The following is a 19,072-nucleotide window of genomic DNA, read 5'->3' as shown; positions in this document are numbered from 1 at the left end:
CTAGTTCCCCCGGATCGTGGACTGTGGATCGGCGGCCGCGACCACGACGTCGACCAGGAACGTGATGAGCAGCGCGCCGAGGCCGAACACGAGCACCGCGCCCTGCACGAGCGGGTAGTCGTGGGCGGTGATCGCCTGGACGATCGTCGAGCCCAGGCCCGGCCAGGCGAAGACGCTCTCGACGAGGACGGTACCGGCGATCAGCGAGGTGAACAGCAGCCCGCCGACCGTCAGTGAGGCCGTGAGCAGGTTCGGAAGGGCATGGCGGAGGTACCGCAGCCGCGCCGGGAGCCGCTTGGCCCGCGCGGTGCGCATGTAGTCCTCGCCGAGCACGCGCAGCGCCTCGACGCGCACGATCCGGGCGAGTGCCGCGGCCGGGACGATCGTCAGCGACAGCACCGGCAGCACGTACGACAGCGGGCCGTCCTGTGAGGCCACGGGGAGGATCGGCCACGCCACCGCGAACACCGCGACCAGTCCGACCGCGAGGAGAAACTCCGGGACCGCCGAGACGACACCGGTGACGGCGGCGAAGCCGAGCTCGGCCCGGCGCCGGCGGCCGTCCCTGGTGAAGACCGCCGCGCCCATCCCGATCGGGATCGCCAGCAGCATGATGAGGCAGAATGCCGGGACGGCGATCAGCAGCGTGTTCGGCAGCCGGTCGGCGATCACCTCGGACACCGGCATCTGGTTGCTGATCGAGTCGCCGAGCCGCCCGGTGAACAGCTGGCCCAGGAAGCGCACGTACTGGGCCGGCAGCGGCTCGTCGAGCCCGAGCGCGTGCCGCTGCGCGGCGACCAGGCCCGGGTCCGCGGACGGCCCGAGCGCCGCCCTGACCGGGTCGCCGGGGATCAGGTGGATCATCGCGAACGACGCCGTGACGAGCACGAACAGGGACACCGCGAGCCGGCCGGTCCGCCGCAGGACGAACGCGGCCCACGGGTGATGCCGGAGTGCGGTGCGCGCGCCCTCGGACGCGCGCACCGCGACGGTCAAGGACATCAGCCGCCGGCCCGCAGGGTGCCGGGAACGACGCCCCCGCCGTCGACCTGGAACGTGACGCCCTTGCCGTAGTACCGGGTGGTGTTCATCGCGAACGGCACCACGTCGAGCCGCTTGACCAACGCCGACTCGGCGCTCGTCCACAGTGGACATCCTTCGGCCCCCGGCTTCGCCATCGCCTGCTTCACCCCGGCCTCGTAGTCCGGGTTGGCGATGCCCGCGAGGTTGTTGCCCTGCGGCGGGCGCGGGCCGGAGAAGAACGGCACCAGCTGGTCCGGGGAGTACACGTTGAACGGCTGCCACGCCACATCCCAGTCGCCGCCCGACAGCGTGCTCATCAGGTTCGCCGGGTCGACGGCCCGGCTGACGACCTTCGCCCCGAACTCCGTCCACTGCTTGGCCGCCAGCTCGCTCGCCGAGGCCACCGCCGGGCCCATCGCCGTGGAGTACAGGTAGCCGACCGTGAGCTGCTTGCCGCCCTTGGCCCAGATGCCGCCGCCGTCCTTGGCCCAGCCGGCGCCGGTCAGCGCCGCGGCCGCGGCCGCGGTGTCGTGCGGCGGCACGTTGCCGGAGACGACGTCGTCACCGCACGGGGCCGGGTCGAGCTCGCCGACGTGCTTGGGGTCGGCGGGCCGGCCGCTCGTCGCGACCGATGCGAGCTGCTTGAGGTCCACCGCCTGGACCAGCGCCCGGCGGACCGGCTCGTCCGCCGCGACGTGGCCGCCGGCCTCGTTGAAGATCAGCTGCCCGAACAGGAGGCCGGCGTCTTTGTGCTGCATCCGGGCGGCGTCGAGCCGGTCGCCATCGGCTCCAAGAATCTGGGCGACATTCAGTTGTCCGCTGAGCAGCAGGTTTGCCGCGGTCGTCTCGTTGGTGATGACCTTGAAGACAACCTTGGCGGGCATGTCGGCGTTCGTGGCGCCGCCTGGGCCCCAGGTGTAGCCGGTGCGTTTCACATAGGTGTAGTGATCGCCCGGCACGGCCTCGCTCAGCTGATACGGTCCGGTCGCCGCCGAGGCCTTGGCCAGCGCCGCCGGTTCCTTGAGGTCCTTCTGACACAGCAGTGGCAGCAGGGCCGTGTTCTGCACGATGAACGGCGCCGGAGACAGGGCCGTCACCGTGACGGTGTTCGCGGTGTCGTCCGCGGTGGCCTTCGCGCCGGCCGGGACCGTCAGCCCGATCAGCGGCACCTTGTTGGCCGGGTCTCCGATGTAGTTGAACTCCGCGGCCACGTCGGCCGCGGTGAGCCGGCTGCCGTCCTGGCACGTGACCCCGTCCCGGATGGTGAACGTCGCCGAGGTCGCGGTCGCGGTCCACTTCGTCGCGACCGCCGGCTGCAGCTGCCCGTCCGCCCCGATCGACACCAGCGAGGCGTACGCGAACCGGTTGATCGCCAGCGCGGCGCCGACCAGCGTCTGCATCGGGCTCAGCGTGCCCGGATCGCCGTTGACCGCGATCGTGACCGTACCGTCGCCCTTGGCGCCCCGGTCGTCTCCCGCCGAGCCGCCACAGCCGGCGGCGGAGACACCCAGTGCCATTGCGGCGAGGGTCGCAACGGCCGTGCGGCCGTTCGTGTTGCGCACCATGAGCCCAGCTCCTTAGCAACGCCGCCTACGAGTGGGTGAAATATAGGCAACGTCACAGGGGCCGAGATTCGTCGTACCGGACGAAGAGAAGGCGTGAGGTTGGTGCTGGGCGACGAAGACAGCCGAGCCGCGGGGCTGCTCGGGCTAGGTGGCGCGGCGCCCCCGTTCCTTCCACCATGCGGCGTACGTGCCGTCCCAGGGGAGCGGGTCCCGGCGCGGGCCGTCGGTGCGGTAGGTACGCCGGGTGGGGAAGACCGTGACGCCCATTTCCGCCTCGGACTCCCGCGAAGCGAGCCGCACCTCGTCGAACGAGCCGTCGACCGAGACGATCGGCCGGCCGCTCATGACCACGTGAATGTGGTCGAAGATGCCGTGTTCGAACGAGTCGAACACGGTGATCGTCAAGAAGCAGGCGCCGAGCGGGTTCGGCGGGTCGGGTTTCTCGCGGGCATCCGCCCACTCCGCGATCGTGTGGCCCGCGCCCCACTCGAACAGGGCTACCTCGCCCGGCCGCAGGAGGCGCTCCCGCTTCGCGGCGGCCGCCTCCACGAACTGCGCGTCCTCATCGAGCCGCACCCGTGCGGTGGTCACGCCCTCGTTGATCAGGACACCCCGCGTCTGAAACCACAGGAGCCCCTTACGCTCCCCGTTGCGCGCGAAGACCTGCGCCGGCGACGCCGCCTCGGCCTGCGCCAGGCAACGCTGGTCGAGCAGCCGCAACTCGCCCTCGTAGGGCATCCGGTCACGCGTCGCATCGATCATCGGCGGCCACTTCGGCGCCTCGATCAGCGCGACGACGAGGGGAGCCCGCTCGTCCGTCCTGGCGCGGGCCGCCTCCCCGACCGCCGCCGCGGCGACTTTCAGCATCTCCTGCGTCAGGACGACCTGCTCGTCGGCGGCTTTCGCCTGCGCCGCGTTGACCTCGACCTGCTGCTGCAACTCCGGCAACTGCTTGGCCGCGGTCCTGGCCGCAGCGCGCCCCGACCGAGCGGCCGAGGCGGCGGCGATCGCCGCGGCCACCGCACCGATGGCCGAGACGATCTGAATCCACTCGGCCAGCGTCAGACGACCGATGCTGGCTGCCAGCGCATCCCAAAAAGCACGCACGGCCAAGGCCCACCTTCATGAGAGACTCACCTTTGTGGGCGGGTCCGTGCTGGGCTCGGCCGCTCACCGGTTGAGGTGCGACCTGCCCCGCTCGGGCGGGGATAAGCGCTTGAGGCCGAGGTGACGGCCGCGGCCGCGACCCGCCGCGCGCCTTCGCGGGCCCGGAGCCGGCCGGCGCGCACGGGAGGTGACGATGGATGGGCGATGCCGCCGATCAGCAGCTCATCGAGGCGGTCCAGCCCGGGTCACCCGCGTAATCGGGGAAGACCGGGGAAGATGAAGCGCATGGCAACGGCGCAGATCATCGACGCGACCCGCAGGACCCTCGGCCCCGTCGGCGTGTGGACCAGCACGGTGCAGGGTGAGTCCGCCGCCGTGCAGCGCGAGGTCACCGCGCGCATCGAGGAGCTCGGGTTCGGCTCGGTGTGGCAGGGCGAGGTCGTCGGGGCCAACGACATCTTCGCCCAGGAGGCCGTCTGGCTCGCGGCGACCTCGCGGATCGTGGCCGGCGCCGGGATCGCGAACGTCTGGGCCCGCCACCCCGGCACGGCCCGCGCCGCGGCGGCCACGCTCGCCGACGCCTGGCCGGGGCGGTTCATCCTCGGGCTGGGCATCAGCCACGCGCCCATCGTGGAGCAGTCCGGGCAGTCGTACCGCCGGCCGCTGCAACACATGCGCGAGTACCTGACGGCCATGGGCGAGATGCCCGAGTCCGTCCCCGTGGTGCTCGCCGCGCTCGGCCCGCGCATGCTCGAGCTCGCCGCCGACCGCTCCGACGGCGCCCACACCTACTTCGTGCCGCCCGAGCACACCGCCGAGGCCCGCGCCGCGCTCGGCCCCGATCGGCTGCTCATCCCCGAGCAGGCGGTCGTCGTGGAGACCAGCCCGCGGGTGGCCCGCGAGGTGGCCCGCCGGCACACGGCGCGCTACCTGGAGCTGCCGAACTACGTCAACAACCTCCGGCGGCTCGGGCTCACCGACGACGACTTCGCCGACGCCGGCAGCGATCGGCTCGTCGACGCGATCGTCGCCTGGGGCACGCCCGACGACATCGCCGAGCGGGTCCGGGCCCACCGCGACGCCGGCGCCGACCACGTCCTCGTCCAGCCGCTCGGCGCCGGGTTCGACGACGCCCTGCGCCAGCTCGAGGAGCTGTCGGCTGTGCGGCTGCACTGAGCCGCCCGGGCGACGGCCGCGTAGGCTCCAGGGCACCGTGCCGCATCGCGCGTCCACCACACCGGCACGCCGTGGACCTACCGTCGGAAGGCGGTGCCCGGTGTCAGACCCAACCGGCCGCGTGGCCCGATCGCCGAGTCCCGGCGCTTCGGCCGAGTCCCTCCGCGCCGCGAGCGCCCGTGCCGAACAGGCGATGATCAACGCCGAGTTGCGGGCCACCCGCCGCGCCGTCCTGTCCCGGTTCCGCCACCGGCTGCGCACCGACGTCTCGGCGATCGCGGCCCCGGACTTCCTGGTCCTCGCCGACGCGCAGACGGTGCACTCGGCCATCATGATCGCCGCCTGCGGGATCCCCGCGGCCGACGCGTGCCATCTGCAGCTGCGGGAGCGGGGCACGCTCGCGTTGCGGACCGTCCGGCACCACGGCCTTCCGGCGGACCTGGTCGACCGGTTCGCCGCGGGGGACGACGGCCTGGCGGCGGCGGCCGCGCTCGCGGTGCGCACCGGCAGTCCCGTGCTGGTCGACGATCTCACGGCCAGCCCGGTGTTCGCGGGCCGCCCGGCGCGCCTGGTCCTGCTGGCGGCCGGCACGTGCTCCCTGCACGCCTACCCGCTGCGCGACGACGGCGGCCGGGTCGTCGGCGTGCTCTCGCTGCACTACGCGGCCGCGGGCCGGCACCCGAGCCAGGACGGCTTCGCCCGGCACGCGGGGCGGGCGCTGAGCAACGCGGCCGGGGCCCTGCCCGGGCGCGACGATCCGGCCCGCACGACGATGGCCAGCGTGATCACGGATCACCTCGCGGCCACCACGACGGTGACAGTGCGGGGGGTGCTCGACGCCGTCACCGTTCCCGGCTTCACCGATCTCATCCGGCGCACCCTCGCCTCCCTGGGCGCACCGCACACGCTGATCATCGACCTGCGAGGGGTCGACGTGCTCGCCGTCGCCGGGGTCCGGGCGCTGCTCACGACCAGCTATCTGGGCCGCCGGCGCGGCCTCGCCTGCCGGGTGATGATCGGGGCCGGCCACCACCCGGCGGGCGCCCGCACGGTCCTCGGCCTGCCGGGCGCGATCGAGAGCCTGCTCATCCCCGAAAGCCGTGTTTCGTAAACTGTTGACAGAACACAGCCAGGGCTTCATGTTGATTCCGGTAAATCCTTCGATCGGGCTGGTTCCCGCCAGTCCCGTCCGATCCGTTGGAGCCTGGAGTCCTCATGCCCGTGCGATGAACCCGTCTCCTCACGCTCACCGCCGTGGCCGCCCTCCTGGGCGCCGGGCTGAGCGCGCCGAGGCACTGGGCTAGTCGCCGGCGGTCTACGACGGCCAGGCCGACACGATCAAGAACAACATCAATCGGTACTTCTGGATCGCCGCGAAGGGCACCTACGGGTACCTGATCCACAATGGACAGCTCGACCAGTCCGAGGAGGGCACGGGCCAGTCGTTCGCGGTGCTGTACGGGATCGCGAGCGCCGAGCAGTCCCGCCAGATCATGCAGAACAGCCACATCCAGCCCTACGGCATCGTCGACGTCTACCCGCACTTCGCCAGCTACAGCGACGCGAAACCGGGCCGGCACAACGAGTCCGTGTGGCCGATGATCCAGGGGTACTGGGCCGAGGCGGCCGCCCGCGCCGGTGACACCGCCCGCTTCGCGTCCGAGACGCTCACCCTCGCGGGCCTGGCCAACACCTCCGGCGGCTACTACGAGATCAACAACTTCAAGTCCGGCGTGCCCGACGGCGGCTGGCAGACCGGCGGCCACTGGGGCCCCCTCGCGGACCAGACGTGGTCGGCGACCGCCTACCTCCGCATGGTCTACAGTGGACTGTTCGGGCTGCAGCTCACGAGCACCGGCCTCGGGTTCCGCCCGACGCTGCCGGCCGGGTGGGGCGACGTGCGGCTGTCCGGGCTCCCGGTCCGCGGCTGGGGCAACCTCGGCCTCGACGTGCGCAACGCGGCCACCGGCAACGGCACCCCGGTCCAGCTGTGGCAGTGCAACGGCAGCAACGCCCAGCAGTGGACGCTCGGCTCCGGCGGGTCGTTGCGCGTGCTCGGCAAGTGCCTGGACGTGAGCAACGGCGGGACCGCGGACTCCACCAAGGTCCAGCTGTGGGACTGCAACGGCAGCGGCGCGCAGGTCTGGACGCCCCGGCCGGACGGCTCGCTGCGCAACCCGCAGTCGGGCAAGTGCCTGGACGACCTGAACTCGTCCACCGACTGGGGCACGCAGCAGCAGCTGTTCACCTGCAACGGCACCGGCGCCCAGCGCTGGGGCCTGCCGGGCTGACCGGAGACTCCCGAAAAGGCCCACGACATGTTGCCATGGGTCAAGTCCCCGGCGCAGTCTTCAGCACCGCTGCAAGTGCGCAGGCCATTGGCATCACTGTTGGTCAAGCAGGGCGCGCCGACCGTCGACAAGGCGCACGCCGACACCGCGTGGGCGGAGGCCACCGTCGCCTCCGCCACCCGGCTGGCCCAGCTCGGCGCCAAGCCGATCATCATGCGGGATACCCCGGACCCGCGCGGGATCAGCGTGCCGGACTGCGTCGCCGCGCACCCGGCGGCGGTCCAGCAGTGCGCGCTCAAGGTCCCGACCGCGATCTACGCCACCCGCAAGACCGCGATCGAGGCCGCGGCCCAGCCGGCGGGCATCACCGTGCTGGACCCGACCGAGTGGTTCCGCGACGGCAGCCACGTCACGACCACCTACATCAAGCTGCTGACTCCCCTGCCGACCGCGGCACTGACGTCCTGAGCGGGCCTAGGGTGCGGCGTTGAGCAGGTCCACCGCGCTGTGCTGGCACCGCTGGCTGGTCGCGGTGCGCGGCCCGGCCCAGTGGTTGCCGTACGCGTCGATGGTGTCCCGGTCGTTGGCGTAGGCACTGTCGGCGTTGCGCTGCAGGTAGGCGTTGTAGGCGCCGCCCGCGGCGGAGTTGAGCGCGCCGAGCCCCCGGATCGCGGCGCCCTTGAACGAGGCGCCGTCGTCGGAGCACGTAGCGCTCTCGTTCGGCTCGCGCAGGATGCCGCCCGGCGACAGGTAGGTGCTCGCGGTGAGCGCGTCGCCGATGCGCCGCGCGGTCGCGAGCGCGGCCGCGTCGCCGGTGAGCTTGTTGAGCTGCACGAGGGCGTTGACGAGCACGCCCTGGTTGTAGGTCCAGGTGGTGGCGCCGTTGTTGCGGCACGTGCTGAGGCTGATGCCGTCGTTGACGAGGTTCGAGCCGTTGAGCATGCCCGTGCCCTGGAACCAGGTCCAGGCCGCCTGGGCCCGGCCGCGGTACACCGTGTCGCCCGCGATCCGCTTCGACAGCGCGGCGTTGAGCTGGATGTAGAGGCTGTTCTCGATGGCGTTCTTGTGCGTCCGGTCGGTCTTCCACCACACCCCGCCGCCGCAGGTGGTGTCCCAGTAGCTGAACATGTGGTCGGCCCCGGCCCGCGCGGTGTTCAGGTAGCGGCTGTCCCCGGTCAGGTCGTACGCGTCGACCCAGGCCAGCGCCCACCAGCCGGTGTCGTCGAGGTACTCGTTGCGGAACTGCCCGAGCCGCGAGTTGATTTGCTTGTCGTAGGTGTTGGCGATCGCGTACTGGTAGCTGCCCATCCCCGACCGCCGGGCGTTGTCGATCACCGCCGTGAGCGCGTTCGCGCTGGTCCACCAGTCCCCGTCGCCGAAAAGCCCGGTGCCGAGGTTGTACTGCATCATCAGCGCCGTGGCCGCCGCGGTGCGCCGGTCCCAGGCGTTCCAGGTGCTGCGCGTCCACGCGGTGCACACGAGCTCGGCCCGGTCGCCGGCCTTCCCGCACGCGCGCAGCGCCCCGACGCCGTTGGCGTTCCAGTTGTCGACGTTGTACTGCTTGGTGCGCTGGCTGGTCGCGCCGGCGGCGACGGTGATGTCGCCGATGCGGCTGTCGACCCAGGTCTTGCCGCCGTCGAAGGACCGGTCCATCCACACCTCGTCGCCCGCCTGCCCGCTCTCGAGCGTGGCCCAGCCCATGGCGTCGGTGTCGTTGAGGTGCATGGTGAAGCGCCGCCCGTACAGCGTGGCGCTCACGGTCGCCCGGTTGGCCGGCGCGAGCGAGGCGTCGCGCCCGTCGCAGTAGCGGTTGCAGATGGTCGTCGCGGCCAGCGCCGGGGCGCTCGTGGCGGTGATGGTGGGCGCGGCGGTACTGGTGGGCGTGGCGGTGCCGTCGGCGGCCCCGGCGGCCTGCGCGGGCACGAACACGACGGCGGCGACGAGGATGGGGACGGCGATCAGGCGTTGGGACACGGTTCCCTCCCGGGGAGCTGTGGCCCGGACCGCCATCCGGTTTTTATCGACAGTCCTCTATCAGATTCTCTCTGTCAACTATTGACATAACTGCGGGGACGCCCCGACAATCCGGCACCGCCGAGCCGGCATCGGCGGCGCCGAGCATCGCTTCCACCTCGCCCTCTGCTTCGTCGTCGCACTCGGCACACCGGTGGCAGGCGCCGCCGCCGTCGGGCTCGGCCTGCTCGCATGCATGGGCATGGCCGCGTTCACCTGGAAGCGAGTCCCGAAGGCCACGGCAACCGGCGCGGTGCCCGCGGCTATTTGACCGCCCCCATGGTCAGACCCGAGGACAGCAGCCGCAGGCTGGCCACGTACACCACGAGCACAGGAACCGCGGAGACGACGGCGAATGCCATCATCGCCGGCCAGTCGGCGCCGTAGGCACCGGACTGCACCGCGATCAGTGACGACAGCGGGTACCGCTCGGGCGAGAGCATGAACGTCATGCCGTAGAGGAACTCGCCCCACGAGACGAGGAAGATCACCGAGGACACGGTGAGGATCCCGTTTCGCGCGAGCGGCAGCGCCACCGACCAGAACGTGCGGATCGTGGAGCCACCGTCGACGCGTGCGGCCTCTTCGATGGCGGCCGGGATCTGCCCGAAGAACGGGCGCAGCAGCAGGATCGCCCAGGGAAGGAACATGGCCGCGTCGGCGAGCACAAGGCCGAACGTCGTGTCGAGCAGTCCCCACTTCGACAGCAGCCAGAACAGCGGGATGAGATTCGCGGTCTGCGGCACCATCTGCAGGACGACGAGCAGGACGAGCGCCGGCACGACGATCGCGCTTCGCGTTCGGGCGAGCGCGTACGCGGCGGGCGTCGCGAACGCGAGGCAGACGGCGGTCGTGCCGATCGCCACGATCGCCGACTGACGAAGCGCGGCACCGAGCGCCGGATCAGCGATGGCGGCTCGATACGCGTCGAGCGTCGGATGGAACGCGATCGAAGCCTGACTCGACAGCACCTCGCCCTGGCTCTTGAGCGACGTGAGGACGATCCACAGCAACGGAAGGCCGTAGAGCAGATAGAGCACGAAGCGCAACGAGAAGGCGATTGGCTCGCGGCGACGGCGGATCATGCCTCCCCCTCGGTTCGGCGGACGTCGCGGGAGTAGACCAGCGCAAGCACGACGACAACGGCCAGAGCAATGAGCGCCGTGGCCGCCCCCCGTCCGTAGTCGAGCGTCAGGAACGCTTCGGAGTACGCGAGGAACGGCAGCGTCGTGGATGCCGTCCCCGGTCCGCCGGACGTCATGACGTAGATGAAGTCGAAGCTGCGGAAGGCGTAGACGATCGTCAAGATGGTGAGGACGGTCGCCGCGGTGCGGCCCGCGGGCATCAGGACATGCCATACCCGCTTCCAGGGCCGCGCCCCATCGAGCTCCGCGGCCTCGAGCACCTGCGGGTCGACGCCGAGCAGTGCCGCGCGCAGGACGAGTGCGTTGAACGGTACAACTGCCCAGGCATTGACCAGCGCGACCGACCACAGGGCGAACTTGGAGTCGTAGAGGAACCCCACCCCGTTGCCGCCCAGGGCTCGAAGGACCTGGTTGACCAGGCCCTGGTCGGCCAGGAGGAACTTCCAGATCGATCCGTTGACGACCGGCGGCAACGCCCAGACGAACACCATCAGACCGAGCAGGAAGGAGCCACCGCGGGTCGAGGACAGGACGGCGACCGCGACCAGGAAGCCGCCGACCATCCCGATCGCGGTCACGATGAGGACGAACGCCAACGTGTTGGCCAAGACCTGACCGAAGTCAGGCTCGCGCAGCATCGCCGCGTAGTTGCCGAGGCCGACGAAGTCCCACTCGGCGTTGAGGGTCGCCGCGCTCACCGCGTGCAGGCTCATGCTGCCGAGCTGTACGAGCGGCCAGACGGCCAGCGCGAGCAGCAGGGCACCTGCGGGAGTCGCCAAGGCAATACGGCGGTCGACGGTGCGGCCGTGGCGCCGGCCTCTCCGCGCCCGTGCGGGTGCGGAGGGGCCGGCGGCGGTCGTGCTCGTCGGCGTGGACACCGGGGGCACGCTCGAACTCATGCGCTCTCAACCCTTCAGCAGGGGCTTGAGCTGGTCGATCAGCTCGTTGGCGAGTTGGTCCGGCCTGCCCTGACCCGAGATCGCCTTGGACCAGGAGTTGCCGACGAGCGTCTCGACCTTGTCGACGTTCTTGGACGGCACCTGCGGGCTCGGCGACGGGCGGCCCTGCTGCTGCACGATCTTGCCGAACACGCTCAGGATCGGGTCGCCGCTGATCTTCGCGGACCCGGCGGCGTCGGCGCGCGCCGGGATCGAGCCGAACGCGTCGAGCAGCGTGAGCTCGCCGTCAACCGAGAAGAACGCGTCCTCGAGGAACTGCTTCGCCAGGTCCGGGTGCTTCGAGAACGCCCCGACGTTCTGCACCTCACCGCCCAGCAGGACGCCGCCCTGCGACGTGATCGGCAGAGGCGCGACGCCGTACTTGAACTTGGCCTGGGCCGCGGCCGCGATCTGCCAGTTGCCGTTGACCGCGAACACCGACGAGCCCGCCGCGAACTGCTGGAACGGGACCACCTGGTCCCACGCCGCCGCCTCCTTGGACAGGTACCCCTTGGCGATCCAGTCCTGGAGCATCGCGTACGTCTGCGCCATGGGCGCGGCCTGAGCGTTGCCGTAGGTGAACCCGTTCGACGTGAACCAGGGGAAGCCCTGCCACTGGCTCTCCAGCCCCGGCTTGCCGGTGAGCGTGATGCCCTGCTTGCCGGCCTTGACGGCCTTCGCCATCACGTCCTCCAGCTCGGGGATCGAGGTGGGAACCTGGGCGCCGAGCTGGTCGAGGAGGTCCTTGTTGTACCAGAGGCCCAGCAGGTTGACGTAACCTTGGACGCCGTACAGCTTCCCGTCGATCTTCTGCAGCACGCCGTCGGGGAACTGCTTGGCGTCGGAGTACGCGGCCCACCAGTCGTCCATCGGCTTGATCGCGCCGGCCTGCGCCAGCGGGTAGGTGCCCGAGGCGCCGAAGACCAGCACGTCGGGGCCCGTCTTGGCGCCCGCGGCGGTGACCGCCTTCGTCGTCATCTGCTCGACCGGCACGTACTGGAACTGGACGTGGACGCCGGGGTGTTTGGCCTCGAACGCGGTCGCGAGCCGCTGCAGGCCCTGCACCTGTCCGTCGGTGTTGTAGTAATGCCAGACCGTCAGCGTGGTCGAGCCGCCGGCCGTACCGTCACCGCTCGGACTGCCGGACGAGCAGGCCGCCAGGCTAAGCGTTGCGGCCCCGACCAGCGCGACGAGCGCGCGGGCGAGGCGTGCGTTCCTCATGAGCTGTCTTCCTCCTGTCGCCATTGACCGTGCGGCAGCGCCGCCGAGCCCGGGATTGTTTCATCGATGAAACGACCCTGTTAGGGCAGTGACTTTGCACGCCGAAAAGGGTTTCGTCAAGCACGTACGACCAACCGGCCCTCCACCAGCGTTCACGTTGACGCTGCCACTTCTGTCGCCTAATTTCATCGATGAACCAACGAGAGAGGGAGATCGTCGACGTGGATGACCACACCGCCGCCGCGCCCACGAGGCTCCGGCTGGCCCGCCGAATCGGCACTGCGAAACCGCGCCTGTTCGGCTCGTTCGTCGAGCACCTGGGCCGCGGCGTCTACGGCGGGCTGTACGCCCCCGACGACCCGTCCGCGACGACTGAGGGCTTCCGCGGCGACGTGCTCGAGCTCGTCCGCGAACTCGGCGTCACCGTGGTGCGCTACCCCGGCGGGAACTTCGTCTCGGGCTACGAGTGGCGCGACGGCGTCGGCCCGCGAGACGCCCGCCCACGCCGCCTCGACCTCGCTTGGAAGACCATCGAGCCGAACACCTTCGGCACCGACGAGTTCGTGGCATGGTGCCGGCACGCCGGCGTCGAGCCGATGCTCGCGCTCAACCTCGGCCTCGGCGACGCACGCTCGGCGCTCGACCTGCTCGAGTACGCCAACCACCCGGGCGGCACGACGCTCTCCGACGCTCGCGTCGCCAACGGCTCACCCAAGCCGCACGACGTGCGCCTGTGGTGCCTCGGCAACGAGGCCGACGGCCCGTGGCAGCTCGGCCACCGCTCCCCTGCCGCCTACGCTGAGCGTGCGGCCGTGACCGCCGCCGCGATGCGCCGGTTCGACCCCGCGCTCGAGCTCGTCGTCGTCGGCAGCTCGCACGAGCGGATGCCCACGTTCGGCACGTGGGAGCGCGAAGTGCTGACGCGAACGATCGGCCTCGTCGACCACCTGTCGTGCCACATCTACTTCTACGACGATGGCGACCGCGCGCGGTTCCTGCGCTCGTCGGATGCGCTCGACAGGTTCCTCGACGACATCGCCGCGACCATCGCGCACGTGCGGGCCGCGACGCGCAGCGAACGCGAGGTCACGATCAGCCTCGACGAGTGGAACGTGTGGAACTACACGTCGTACGACGAGATCGAGCCGCAGCGCGTGTTCGAGGAGGCGCCGCGCATCCTCGAGGAGCAGTACACGCTCGCCGACGCGGTCGTGGTCGGCACGCTGCTGCAAAGCATCCTGCGCCACGCGGACGTCGTCGCCATCGCCGCGATGGCGCAGCTGGTCAACGTGATCGGCCCGATCCGCGCCGAGCCCGGCCGGCCCGCCTGGCGCCAGACCACGTTCCACCCGTTCGCCGCCGTCGCCCGCAGCGCGGGCCACACCGTGCTCGACACCTCGGCGGACGCGACGGGCGGCGCCGACGCGACGTGCGTCGTGACCGTCGCTCCCGGCGGCGACCACGCGCTCGTCCACCTGGCCAACCGTTCGACGACCACGGTCACCGACATCGCGCTCGACCTGCGCGAGCTGGCCCCGCGCTCCGTCGAGCACGCGGAGGTGTTGTGGGCACCGGACCCAGCGGCGGCCAACACGGTCGACGACCCCGACGCCGTCGCGCCGCGGCCGCTGGACGCGCGGCTCGACGACGGGACGCTCGCGCTTCGGCTGCCGCCTGTATCGTGGGCCACTGTCCGCGTCGGCTGCGCAACCGGAAGTAGGTGAGCAGATGGCACGCAAGGACGAGAGCGTCACCATGGCCGACGTCGGCGCCCGCGCCGGCGTCACGGCCCGGACCGTGTCCAACGTGCTCTCCGGGCACACGTCGGTCCGGCCCGAGACGCGTGAGCGCGTGCTGCGCGCTGTCGACGAACTCGGCTACCGCCTGAACACCTCGGCGCGCAGCCTGCGTACCGGGCGAACCGGCACGATCACGCTCGCCATCCCCGACCTGAAGATCGACTATTTCACCGACCTCGCCTGGCGCATCATGGCGGAGGCCGAGCGGCACGACTGGACCGTCGTCATCCAGCAGACCGGTGCACGCCGCGAAAACGAGATCGCCATCCTCTCAGGCGCACGCCGCCAGCACTCCGACGGTTTGATCTTCCAGCCCCACGCGCTCGGGCCCGGCGACGAGCGGTACCTCACGGGCAACGACCGGCTCGTCATCCTGGGCGAGCGGATCTTCCGCGGACCCGTCGACCACGTCACCATGGCCAACACCGAGGCGGCCCAGCTCGCGACGCAGTACCTCGTCGACCGCGGCCACCGGCGGATCGCCGCGATCGGCGCGAACCCGCGCGTCGCCACCACGTCGGCCGCGTCGCTGCGCCTCGAGGCATTCCGCGACACGCTCGCCAAGAACGACCTGCCGGTGCCCGCCGAATACGTCGTCACGGCCGAAGAATGGCACCTGCGCGACGGCGCTGCCGGCATGGCGCGTCTCCTCGGCCTGCCGCAGCCGCCGGATGCGGTCTTCTGCTTCAACGACACGATGGCGTTCGGCGCGCTCCACACGCTCGCGGCCCGCGGCGTGCGCGTGCCCGACGATGTGGCCGTCATCGGATTCGACAACGTGGCGATGGCGGAGTTCACCACGCCGCCGCTCACCACGATCGAGCCGGGCACCGCGCAGGTCGCCAAGCAGGCCGTGGACATGCTCGCAGCACGCGTCGCCGGCCGTGGCACGCCGCCGACCGAAGTGTTCACGGATTGCTCGCTCGTGGTGCGCCGGTCGGCCTGACCACCGGGGAGGCGCTTCTCCACCCTCATCTCCATCCTTCGGAGGTGCCGGTCCACCCGGGCGAATTCATAGCGTTCCAGGCATGAACGAACGGACCTCCCGAACGAAAAACGTCGTCCAGGCCGCCAACTATCTGCTGAGCGGCGACCGGCGTGGCGGCCGTGCCACCCGGGTCGCGGGCGCGGTGCTTGGTAAGGTGCTGGACCAGGAAGGTGGCAAGGTGACCGGCCGGATGGTCGTCGCGGTTCTCGTCGTCCTCGGCGTCGCGGGCCTCGCCTTCGTGGCCTACCGCCTCCTGGTGCTGGACCTGATCCTGACCGTGCTCCGGGAACGAGACTGACGCTGCCCACGACGATGCGCCGACTGGCCGGTCACGGATTGCGGCTGATCCGGGCCGACGATCCCGAGACAGGCTGGCTGGTGCGAATCGTGCTCACCGCCCTGCTCGTCTGCTCGCTGCTGTTCGACTCGGGCGTGAGCACCTTCGTGCGGCCGGCGCTCGTCGGCAGCTTCATCGGGTGGCTGTTCTTCGTCGTCGCGGACATCCGTTTTCCCCGGGCCGCCCGGATCGCGCTCGCGGTGGCCGCGCTGCTGCCGGCCGCCGTCACCCCGCTGCCGCACAGTGCATCGGTACTGCTGTTCCTCTACAGCGCACTGTTCACCTTCGTGCTGCTGCCGCGCATGCCGCCGTGGGCGATCCTGTCGCTGACCGGTGCGGTTGCCGCGGTGCTGCTGACCGGGCTGTGGCTCGCCGGTCACGGAGCGACAGCGATGCTCACCCAGCCCGCGATGATCGTCATCCTGGTGCTGTTCAGCCTCCATCGGCGCGAGCACCGGCTGCGGACCGAGGAGACGCTGCGGGCCCAGGAGGCTCTCGCCCAAGCGGCGGCGCTGGACGAGCGGGCCCGGATCGCGCGCGAACTGCACGACGTGCTGGCGCACTCGCTTGGCGCGCTCGGCATCCAGCTCGAGGTCGCCGAGGCCCAGCTCACCGAGAGGCGCGACGTCGAGGGCGCCGCCGAACGCGTCCGGCAGGCCCGCCGGCTGGCCGCCAGCGGCCTGGTCGAGGCGCGCTCGGCGGTCGCGGCCCTGCGGGCCGACGTCCCGCCCCTGCCACGGGCACTCAACGACCTGCTGGCCGGGCAGTGGGCCAGCCACGCGGCCACAGTCACGCTGCGCACCGTGGGCAGCCCACGCGGCCTGCCCTCCGGCGCCGAGGTGTCACTGCTGAAAACAGCCCGGGAGGCACTGACGAACGCGGCCCGGCACGCGCCGGGCGCGCCGGTCACGCTCACGCTCGAGTACACGGAGTCGTCGGCCCGCCTGACCGTGGAGAACCCGGCACGGGCTTCCGCGGCGCCGGGCGGCGGCTTCGGCCTGACCGGGGCGCGGGAACGGATCGCGCTGGTCGGTGGCACATTGGAGGCGGGCGTCGTGGACGGTGCGTGGCGAGTCACTGCGGAGGTGCCGGGATGAGCGACAAGCCGCTGCGGGTGCTTGTCGTCGACGACCAGCAACTCGTCCGGGAAGGACTGACCGCCTTGCTGGAGCTCACCGATGGCGTCGCCGTCGTCGGCTCCGCCGGCGACGGCGCCCAGGCCCTGGAGCTGATCGCCGACCACCGGCCGGATGTCGTGCTGATGGACCTCCGCATGCCCGTGCTCGACGGGGTCGCCGCCACCGCCCAGGTCCGCGAACGCTTCCCCGGCGTGGCCGTGGTCGTGCTGACCACCTACGCCGACGACGAGTCGATCGCTGGCGCGCTGGCGGCCGGCGCCCGCGGCTACCTGACCAAGGACGCGGGCCGCGCCGAGATCAGCATGGCGCTGCGCGCGGCCGCTGCCGGCCATGCACTGTTCGACCCGGTGGTCGCGGCCCGGCTCGCCGAGGCGATGAGCCGCCCGCCCGCCCCGCCGAAGTCCGAACGTCTGCCGGACGGGCTCACCCGGCGTGAGGCGGAGGTACTCGGCCACATCGCCCAGGGACACACCAACGCGGAGATCGCGGCAGCGCTCTTCATCGGCGAGACCACCGTCAAAACCCACATCAACAACGCGTTCACCAAGATCGGTGCTCGGAACCGCACCGAAGCGGCAAGCTACGCCGCCCGCCGCGGCTTGACCCCGGGCCGCTAGAACCCTTTCAGGGGGTCACGAGATCGGTTCAGCATCAGCCGGAGACCAGCGGGAAGCCGGTCCAGTGGCGGCCGTCGGCCGACTGGTACAGGGCGCGGCCGCCGGTGTCGAGGGCGAAGTATCCGTTGCCGGCGCGCATGCGCCGCGCCGGCATCGCGGTCGGGGGCAGGCCGTCCAGGTCCGCGGGCTCGTGGTGGCCGTCGCGCGGCTCCACGTAGCCGAGCTCCGAGCCGCGCTGCTCGACGGTGTGGCTCAGGCCCACCAGATGCGCCGCGGTCGTCGGAGGTCGCGATCGCCGGGCGGCCGGTGGCGGGCGCCTCGCCCGCGACCACGATCCGGTCGCCGCCCTGGTGGATCTGGCCGAGCGGGTCGACGACGTTCCAGGCCGAGGGCATGATCAGGCACCAGGTCCAGCGGTTCGTTGATGCCGCGCCTGGTCCAGGTCCGGCAGGCGTCGTCGGTCCCGAAGAGCGTGTCGCCGACGACGGCGTAGGCGTGCTGGCGGTCGGCCACGCCCGCCCAGGCCACCTTCGCGCCGGCCACGGACGGGAACGGCGACGCGCCGACGGGCGGCGGGCCCGGAGCGGTGCTCGGGCCACCACGCGATCGCGGCCACCAGCGCCAGCAGGCGCATCAGGGCGAGCGTGGTGGTGAGCGCCGTGCGGCGGCGGTGACGCGCCCGCCCGGCGTCGAACAGCGCGTCGGCGTCGGCCCGCGGCGCGGGTGCGGGCGCGCCCCGCGAGATCGTCGAGCAGGTGCCTCAGCTCTGGCACGGCTCCTCCTCCAGCCGGATCGTCTCGCGCAGGGCGCTCAAGGCCTTGGCGGGTCTGACTCTTCACGGTCCCCTCCGAGCAGCCGAGCGCCTGCGCGGTCTCGGCGACGTCGAGGCCCTGGTAGTACCGGAGGATCACGGTCGCCCGCCGGCGGGGCGGCAGCTGCCGGAGCGCGGCGGCGAAGAGCAGCCAGTCGCATGCCGCCTCCTCGGCAGTTAAGTGCCCGGAGTGCGCGGATGCGTTGCCCGGCCCGGCACGCTTTTTCTCAGCCCTTCCGGGCCTTCGCGTCGGCGGCGGCGAGGGCGGCGCGGATCGCCTCCCGGGCACCGGGCTCCCACGGGCCGGAGGCGGCCAGGGGGATCTCGGTCATGAACCGGCGCTCGGGCTCCGGGATCAGCGCGACGACGCGGTCCGGGTCGGCGGCGGCCGTGGCGTAGAGGTTCGGGCCGTCGGCGTAGAACAGGTCGGCCACGACCAGGCGACCGTCGGCGGCGCGCATGACGTTGGCGGGGTTGGTGTCCAGCGGACCGCACCAGGGCAGCTCCCGCCGCGCCCGGGCGTGCACCCGGCGCACGACGTCGACCAGGCCGGCGACGTGCGGGGCCCGCTCGGCGATCGCCCGGTGCAACGCGGCGGCCTCCTCCGCGGGCGCCGGTCGCAGCCACTCGAGGATCTGCAGGTCGCCGCCGCCGGCCAGGCGGCGGTGCGCGAACAGGGCCGGGACCTGGCGGGTGGGTGCCGCCTCCCGGTACAGCGCCGCCGTGTAGGGGCCGGTGGGGTCGAACGGGCTGATCCGGGCCGCGGCGGTGCCGTCGGGTGCGCGCAGGGCGATCGCCCAGTCGCCGGCGCCGCACGGGGTCCAGCCGGCTTCGAGCAGGGCCGCCTCGGCGTCGCGGTGGTCGGCGTGGGGGCCGACCACCGCGAGCGCCTCGTGCGGCGA

Annotated in this window: 18 protein-coding genes and 1 pseudogene; 9 read left to right on the top strand and 10 right to left on the bottom strand. The window is 71.7% G+C overall.

The window, feature by feature from the left end; translation table 11 throughout:
* From AC6JBM_RS11505 to AC6JBM_RS11495, 3 genes are all read right to left on the bottom strand, one after another.
* Nucleotides 1-1,002: an ABC transporter permease gene (locus tag AC6JBM_RS11505; protein WP_497983581.1), complete on the bottom strand. Its 1,002-nt coding sequence runs from the start codon at nt 1,000-1,002 to the stop codon at nt 1-3.
* Nucleotides 1,002-2,588: an ABC transporter substrate-binding protein gene (locus tag AC6JBM_RS11500; protein ID WP_497983580.1), complete on the bottom strand. Its 1,587-nt coding sequence runs from the start codon at nt 2,586-2,588 to the stop codon at nt 1,002-1,004. The genes AC6JBM_RS11505 and AC6JBM_RS11500 overlap by 1 nt, the downstream gene beginning before the upstream one ends.
* A 144-nt stretch (nt 2,589-2,732) precedes the next feature.
* A complete protein-coding gene (locus AC6JBM_RS11495; RefSeq protein WP_497983579.1) occupies nt 2,733-3,701 on the bottom strand; it encodes a hypothetical protein in 969 nt (322 codons plus the stop codon).
* 279 nt (nt 3,702-3,980) lie between these two features.
* On the opposite strand from AC6JBM_RS11495, the gene AC6JBM_RS11490 reads away from it, so the two are divergent.
* The 4 genes from AC6JBM_RS11490 to AC6JBM_RS11475 all read left to right on the top strand — a co-directional run bounded on the left by AC6JBM_RS11490 (nt 3,981) and on the right by AC6JBM_RS11475 (nt 7,630).
* Entirely contained in the window at nt 3,981-4,871 is an 891-nt protein-coding gene (locus AC6JBM_RS11490) for a TIGR03620 family F420-dependent LLM class oxidoreductase (protein WP_497983578.1), read from the top strand.
* Nucleotides 4,872-4,971: 100 nt separating this feature from the next.
* Nucleotides 4,972-5,982 (top strand): GAF domain-containing protein, encoded by a 1,011-nt coding sequence (locus tag AC6JBM_RS11485; protein WP_497983577.1) that lies wholly within the window; start codon nt 4,972-4,974, stop codon nt 5,980-5,982.
* Nucleotides 5,983-6,322: 340 nt separating this feature from the next.
* Nucleotides 6,323-7,162: a ricin-type beta-trefoil lectin domain protein gene (locus tag AC6JBM_RS11480; RefSeq protein WP_497983576.1), complete on the top strand. Its 840-nt coding sequence runs from the start codon at nt 6,323-6,325 to the stop codon at nt 7,160-7,162.
* Between the two features lie 87 nt (nt 7,163-7,249).
* Nucleotides 7,250-7,630, top strand: a complete 381-nt coding sequence (locus AC6JBM_RS11475; protein WP_497983575.1) for an SGNH hydrolase domain-containing protein — start codon at nt 7,250-7,252, stop codon at nt 7,628-7,630.
* A gap of 6 nt (nt 7,631-7,636) precedes the next feature.
* On the opposite strand, the gene AC6JBM_RS11470 is transcribed toward AC6JBM_RS11475, so the two are convergent.
* The 4 genes from AC6JBM_RS11470 to AC6JBM_RS11455 form a co-directional block, all read right to left on the bottom strand.
* The gene (locus AC6JBM_RS11470; protein WP_497983574.1) at nt 7,637-9,136 is read right to left on the bottom strand and encodes a glycoside hydrolase family 76 protein; all 1,500 of its coding nucleotides are present in this window, start codon (nt 9,134-9,136) and stop codon (nt 7,637-7,639) included.
* A gap of 302 nt (nt 9,137-9,438) precedes the next feature.
* Nucleotides 9,439-10,260, bottom strand: coding sequence for a carbohydrate ABC transporter permease (locus AC6JBM_RS11465; RefSeq protein WP_497983573.1), 822 nt, complete (start codon nt 10,258-10,260; stop codon nt 9,439-9,441).
* Nucleotides 10,257-11,099 (bottom strand): carbohydrate ABC transporter permease, encoded by an 843-nt coding sequence (locus tag AC6JBM_RS11460; RefSeq protein ID WP_497983572.1) that lies wholly within the window; start codon nt 11,097-11,099, stop codon nt 10,257-10,259. Before AC6JBM_RS11460 ends, AC6JBM_RS11465 begins: the two co-directional genes overlap by 4 nt.
* A gap of 126 nt (nt 11,100-11,225) precedes the next feature.
* Complete coding sequence (locus AC6JBM_RS11455; protein WP_497983571.1) at nt 11,226-12,323, bottom strand: sugar ABC transporter substrate-binding protein; 1,098 nt, start codon at nt 12,321-12,323, stop codon at nt 11,226-11,228.
* Between the two features lie 347 nt (nt 12,324-12,670).
* Between AC6JBM_RS11455 and AC6JBM_RS11450 the strand changes: the two genes are divergently transcribed.
* The 5 genes from AC6JBM_RS11450 to AC6JBM_RS11430 all read left to right on the top strand — a co-directional run bounded on the left by AC6JBM_RS11450 (nt 12,671) and on the right by AC6JBM_RS11430 (nt 17,359).
* A complete protein-coding gene (locus tag AC6JBM_RS11450; RefSeq protein ID WP_497983570.1) occupies nt 12,671-14,203 on the top strand; it encodes an alpha-N-arabinofuranosidase in 1,533 nt (510 codons plus the stop codon).
* Nucleotides 14,204-14,207: 4 nt separating this feature from the next.
* Nucleotides 14,208-15,224 (top strand): LacI family DNA-binding transcriptional regulator, encoded by a 1,017-nt coding sequence (locus AC6JBM_RS11445; RefSeq protein WP_497983569.1) that lies wholly within the window; start codon nt 14,208-14,210, stop codon nt 15,222-15,224.
* Nucleotides 15,225-15,306: 82 nt separating this feature from the next.
* A complete protein-coding gene (locus tag AC6JBM_RS11440; protein ID WP_497983568.1) occupies nt 15,307-15,564 on the top strand; it encodes a hypothetical protein in 258 nt (85 codons plus the stop codon).
* A 14-nt stretch (nt 15,565-15,578) separates the two neighbouring features.
* Nucleotides 15,579-16,700 (top strand): sensor histidine kinase, encoded by a 1,122-nt coding sequence (locus AC6JBM_RS11435; protein ID WP_497983567.1) that lies wholly within the window; start codon nt 15,579-15,581, stop codon nt 16,698-16,700.
* Nucleotides 16,697-17,359 (top strand): response regulator transcription factor, encoded by a 663-nt coding sequence (locus AC6JBM_RS11430; RefSeq protein ID WP_497983566.1) that lies wholly within the window; start codon nt 16,697-16,699, stop codon nt 17,357-17,359. The genes AC6JBM_RS11435 and AC6JBM_RS11430 overlap by 4 nt, the downstream gene beginning before the upstream one ends.
* A 34-nt stretch (nt 17,360-17,393) precedes the next feature.
* Here the strand turns inward: AC6JBM_RS11430 and AC6JBM_RS11425 are convergent, their stop codons facing one another.
* The 3 genes and pseudogenes from AC6JBM_RS11425 to AC6JBM_RS11415 form a co-directional block, all read right to left on the bottom strand.
* Entirely contained in the window at nt 17,394-17,621 is a 228-nt protein-coding gene (locus AC6JBM_RS11425; RefSeq protein ID WP_497986774.1) for a hypothetical protein, read from the bottom strand.
* A 556-nt stretch (nt 17,622-18,177) separates the two neighbouring features.
* Nucleotides 18,178-18,459: pseudogene (locus AC6JBM_RS11420) on the bottom strand (sigma factor-like helix-turn-helix DNA-binding protein); the annotation flags it as partial.
* Complete coding sequence (locus tag AC6JBM_RS11415) at nt 18,398-19,051, bottom strand: hypothetical protein (RefSeq protein WP_497983565.1); 654 nt, start codon at nt 19,049-19,051, stop codon at nt 18,398-18,400. The pseudogene AC6JBM_RS11420 and the gene AC6JBM_RS11415, both read right to left, overlap by 62 nt.
* Nucleotides 19,052-19,072 lie beyond the last annotated feature (21 nt).

The sequence above is a fragment of the Dactylosporangium thailandense genome (assembly GCF_059739745.1).
This window is presented reverse-complemented; position numbering and strand designations above follow the sequence as displayed.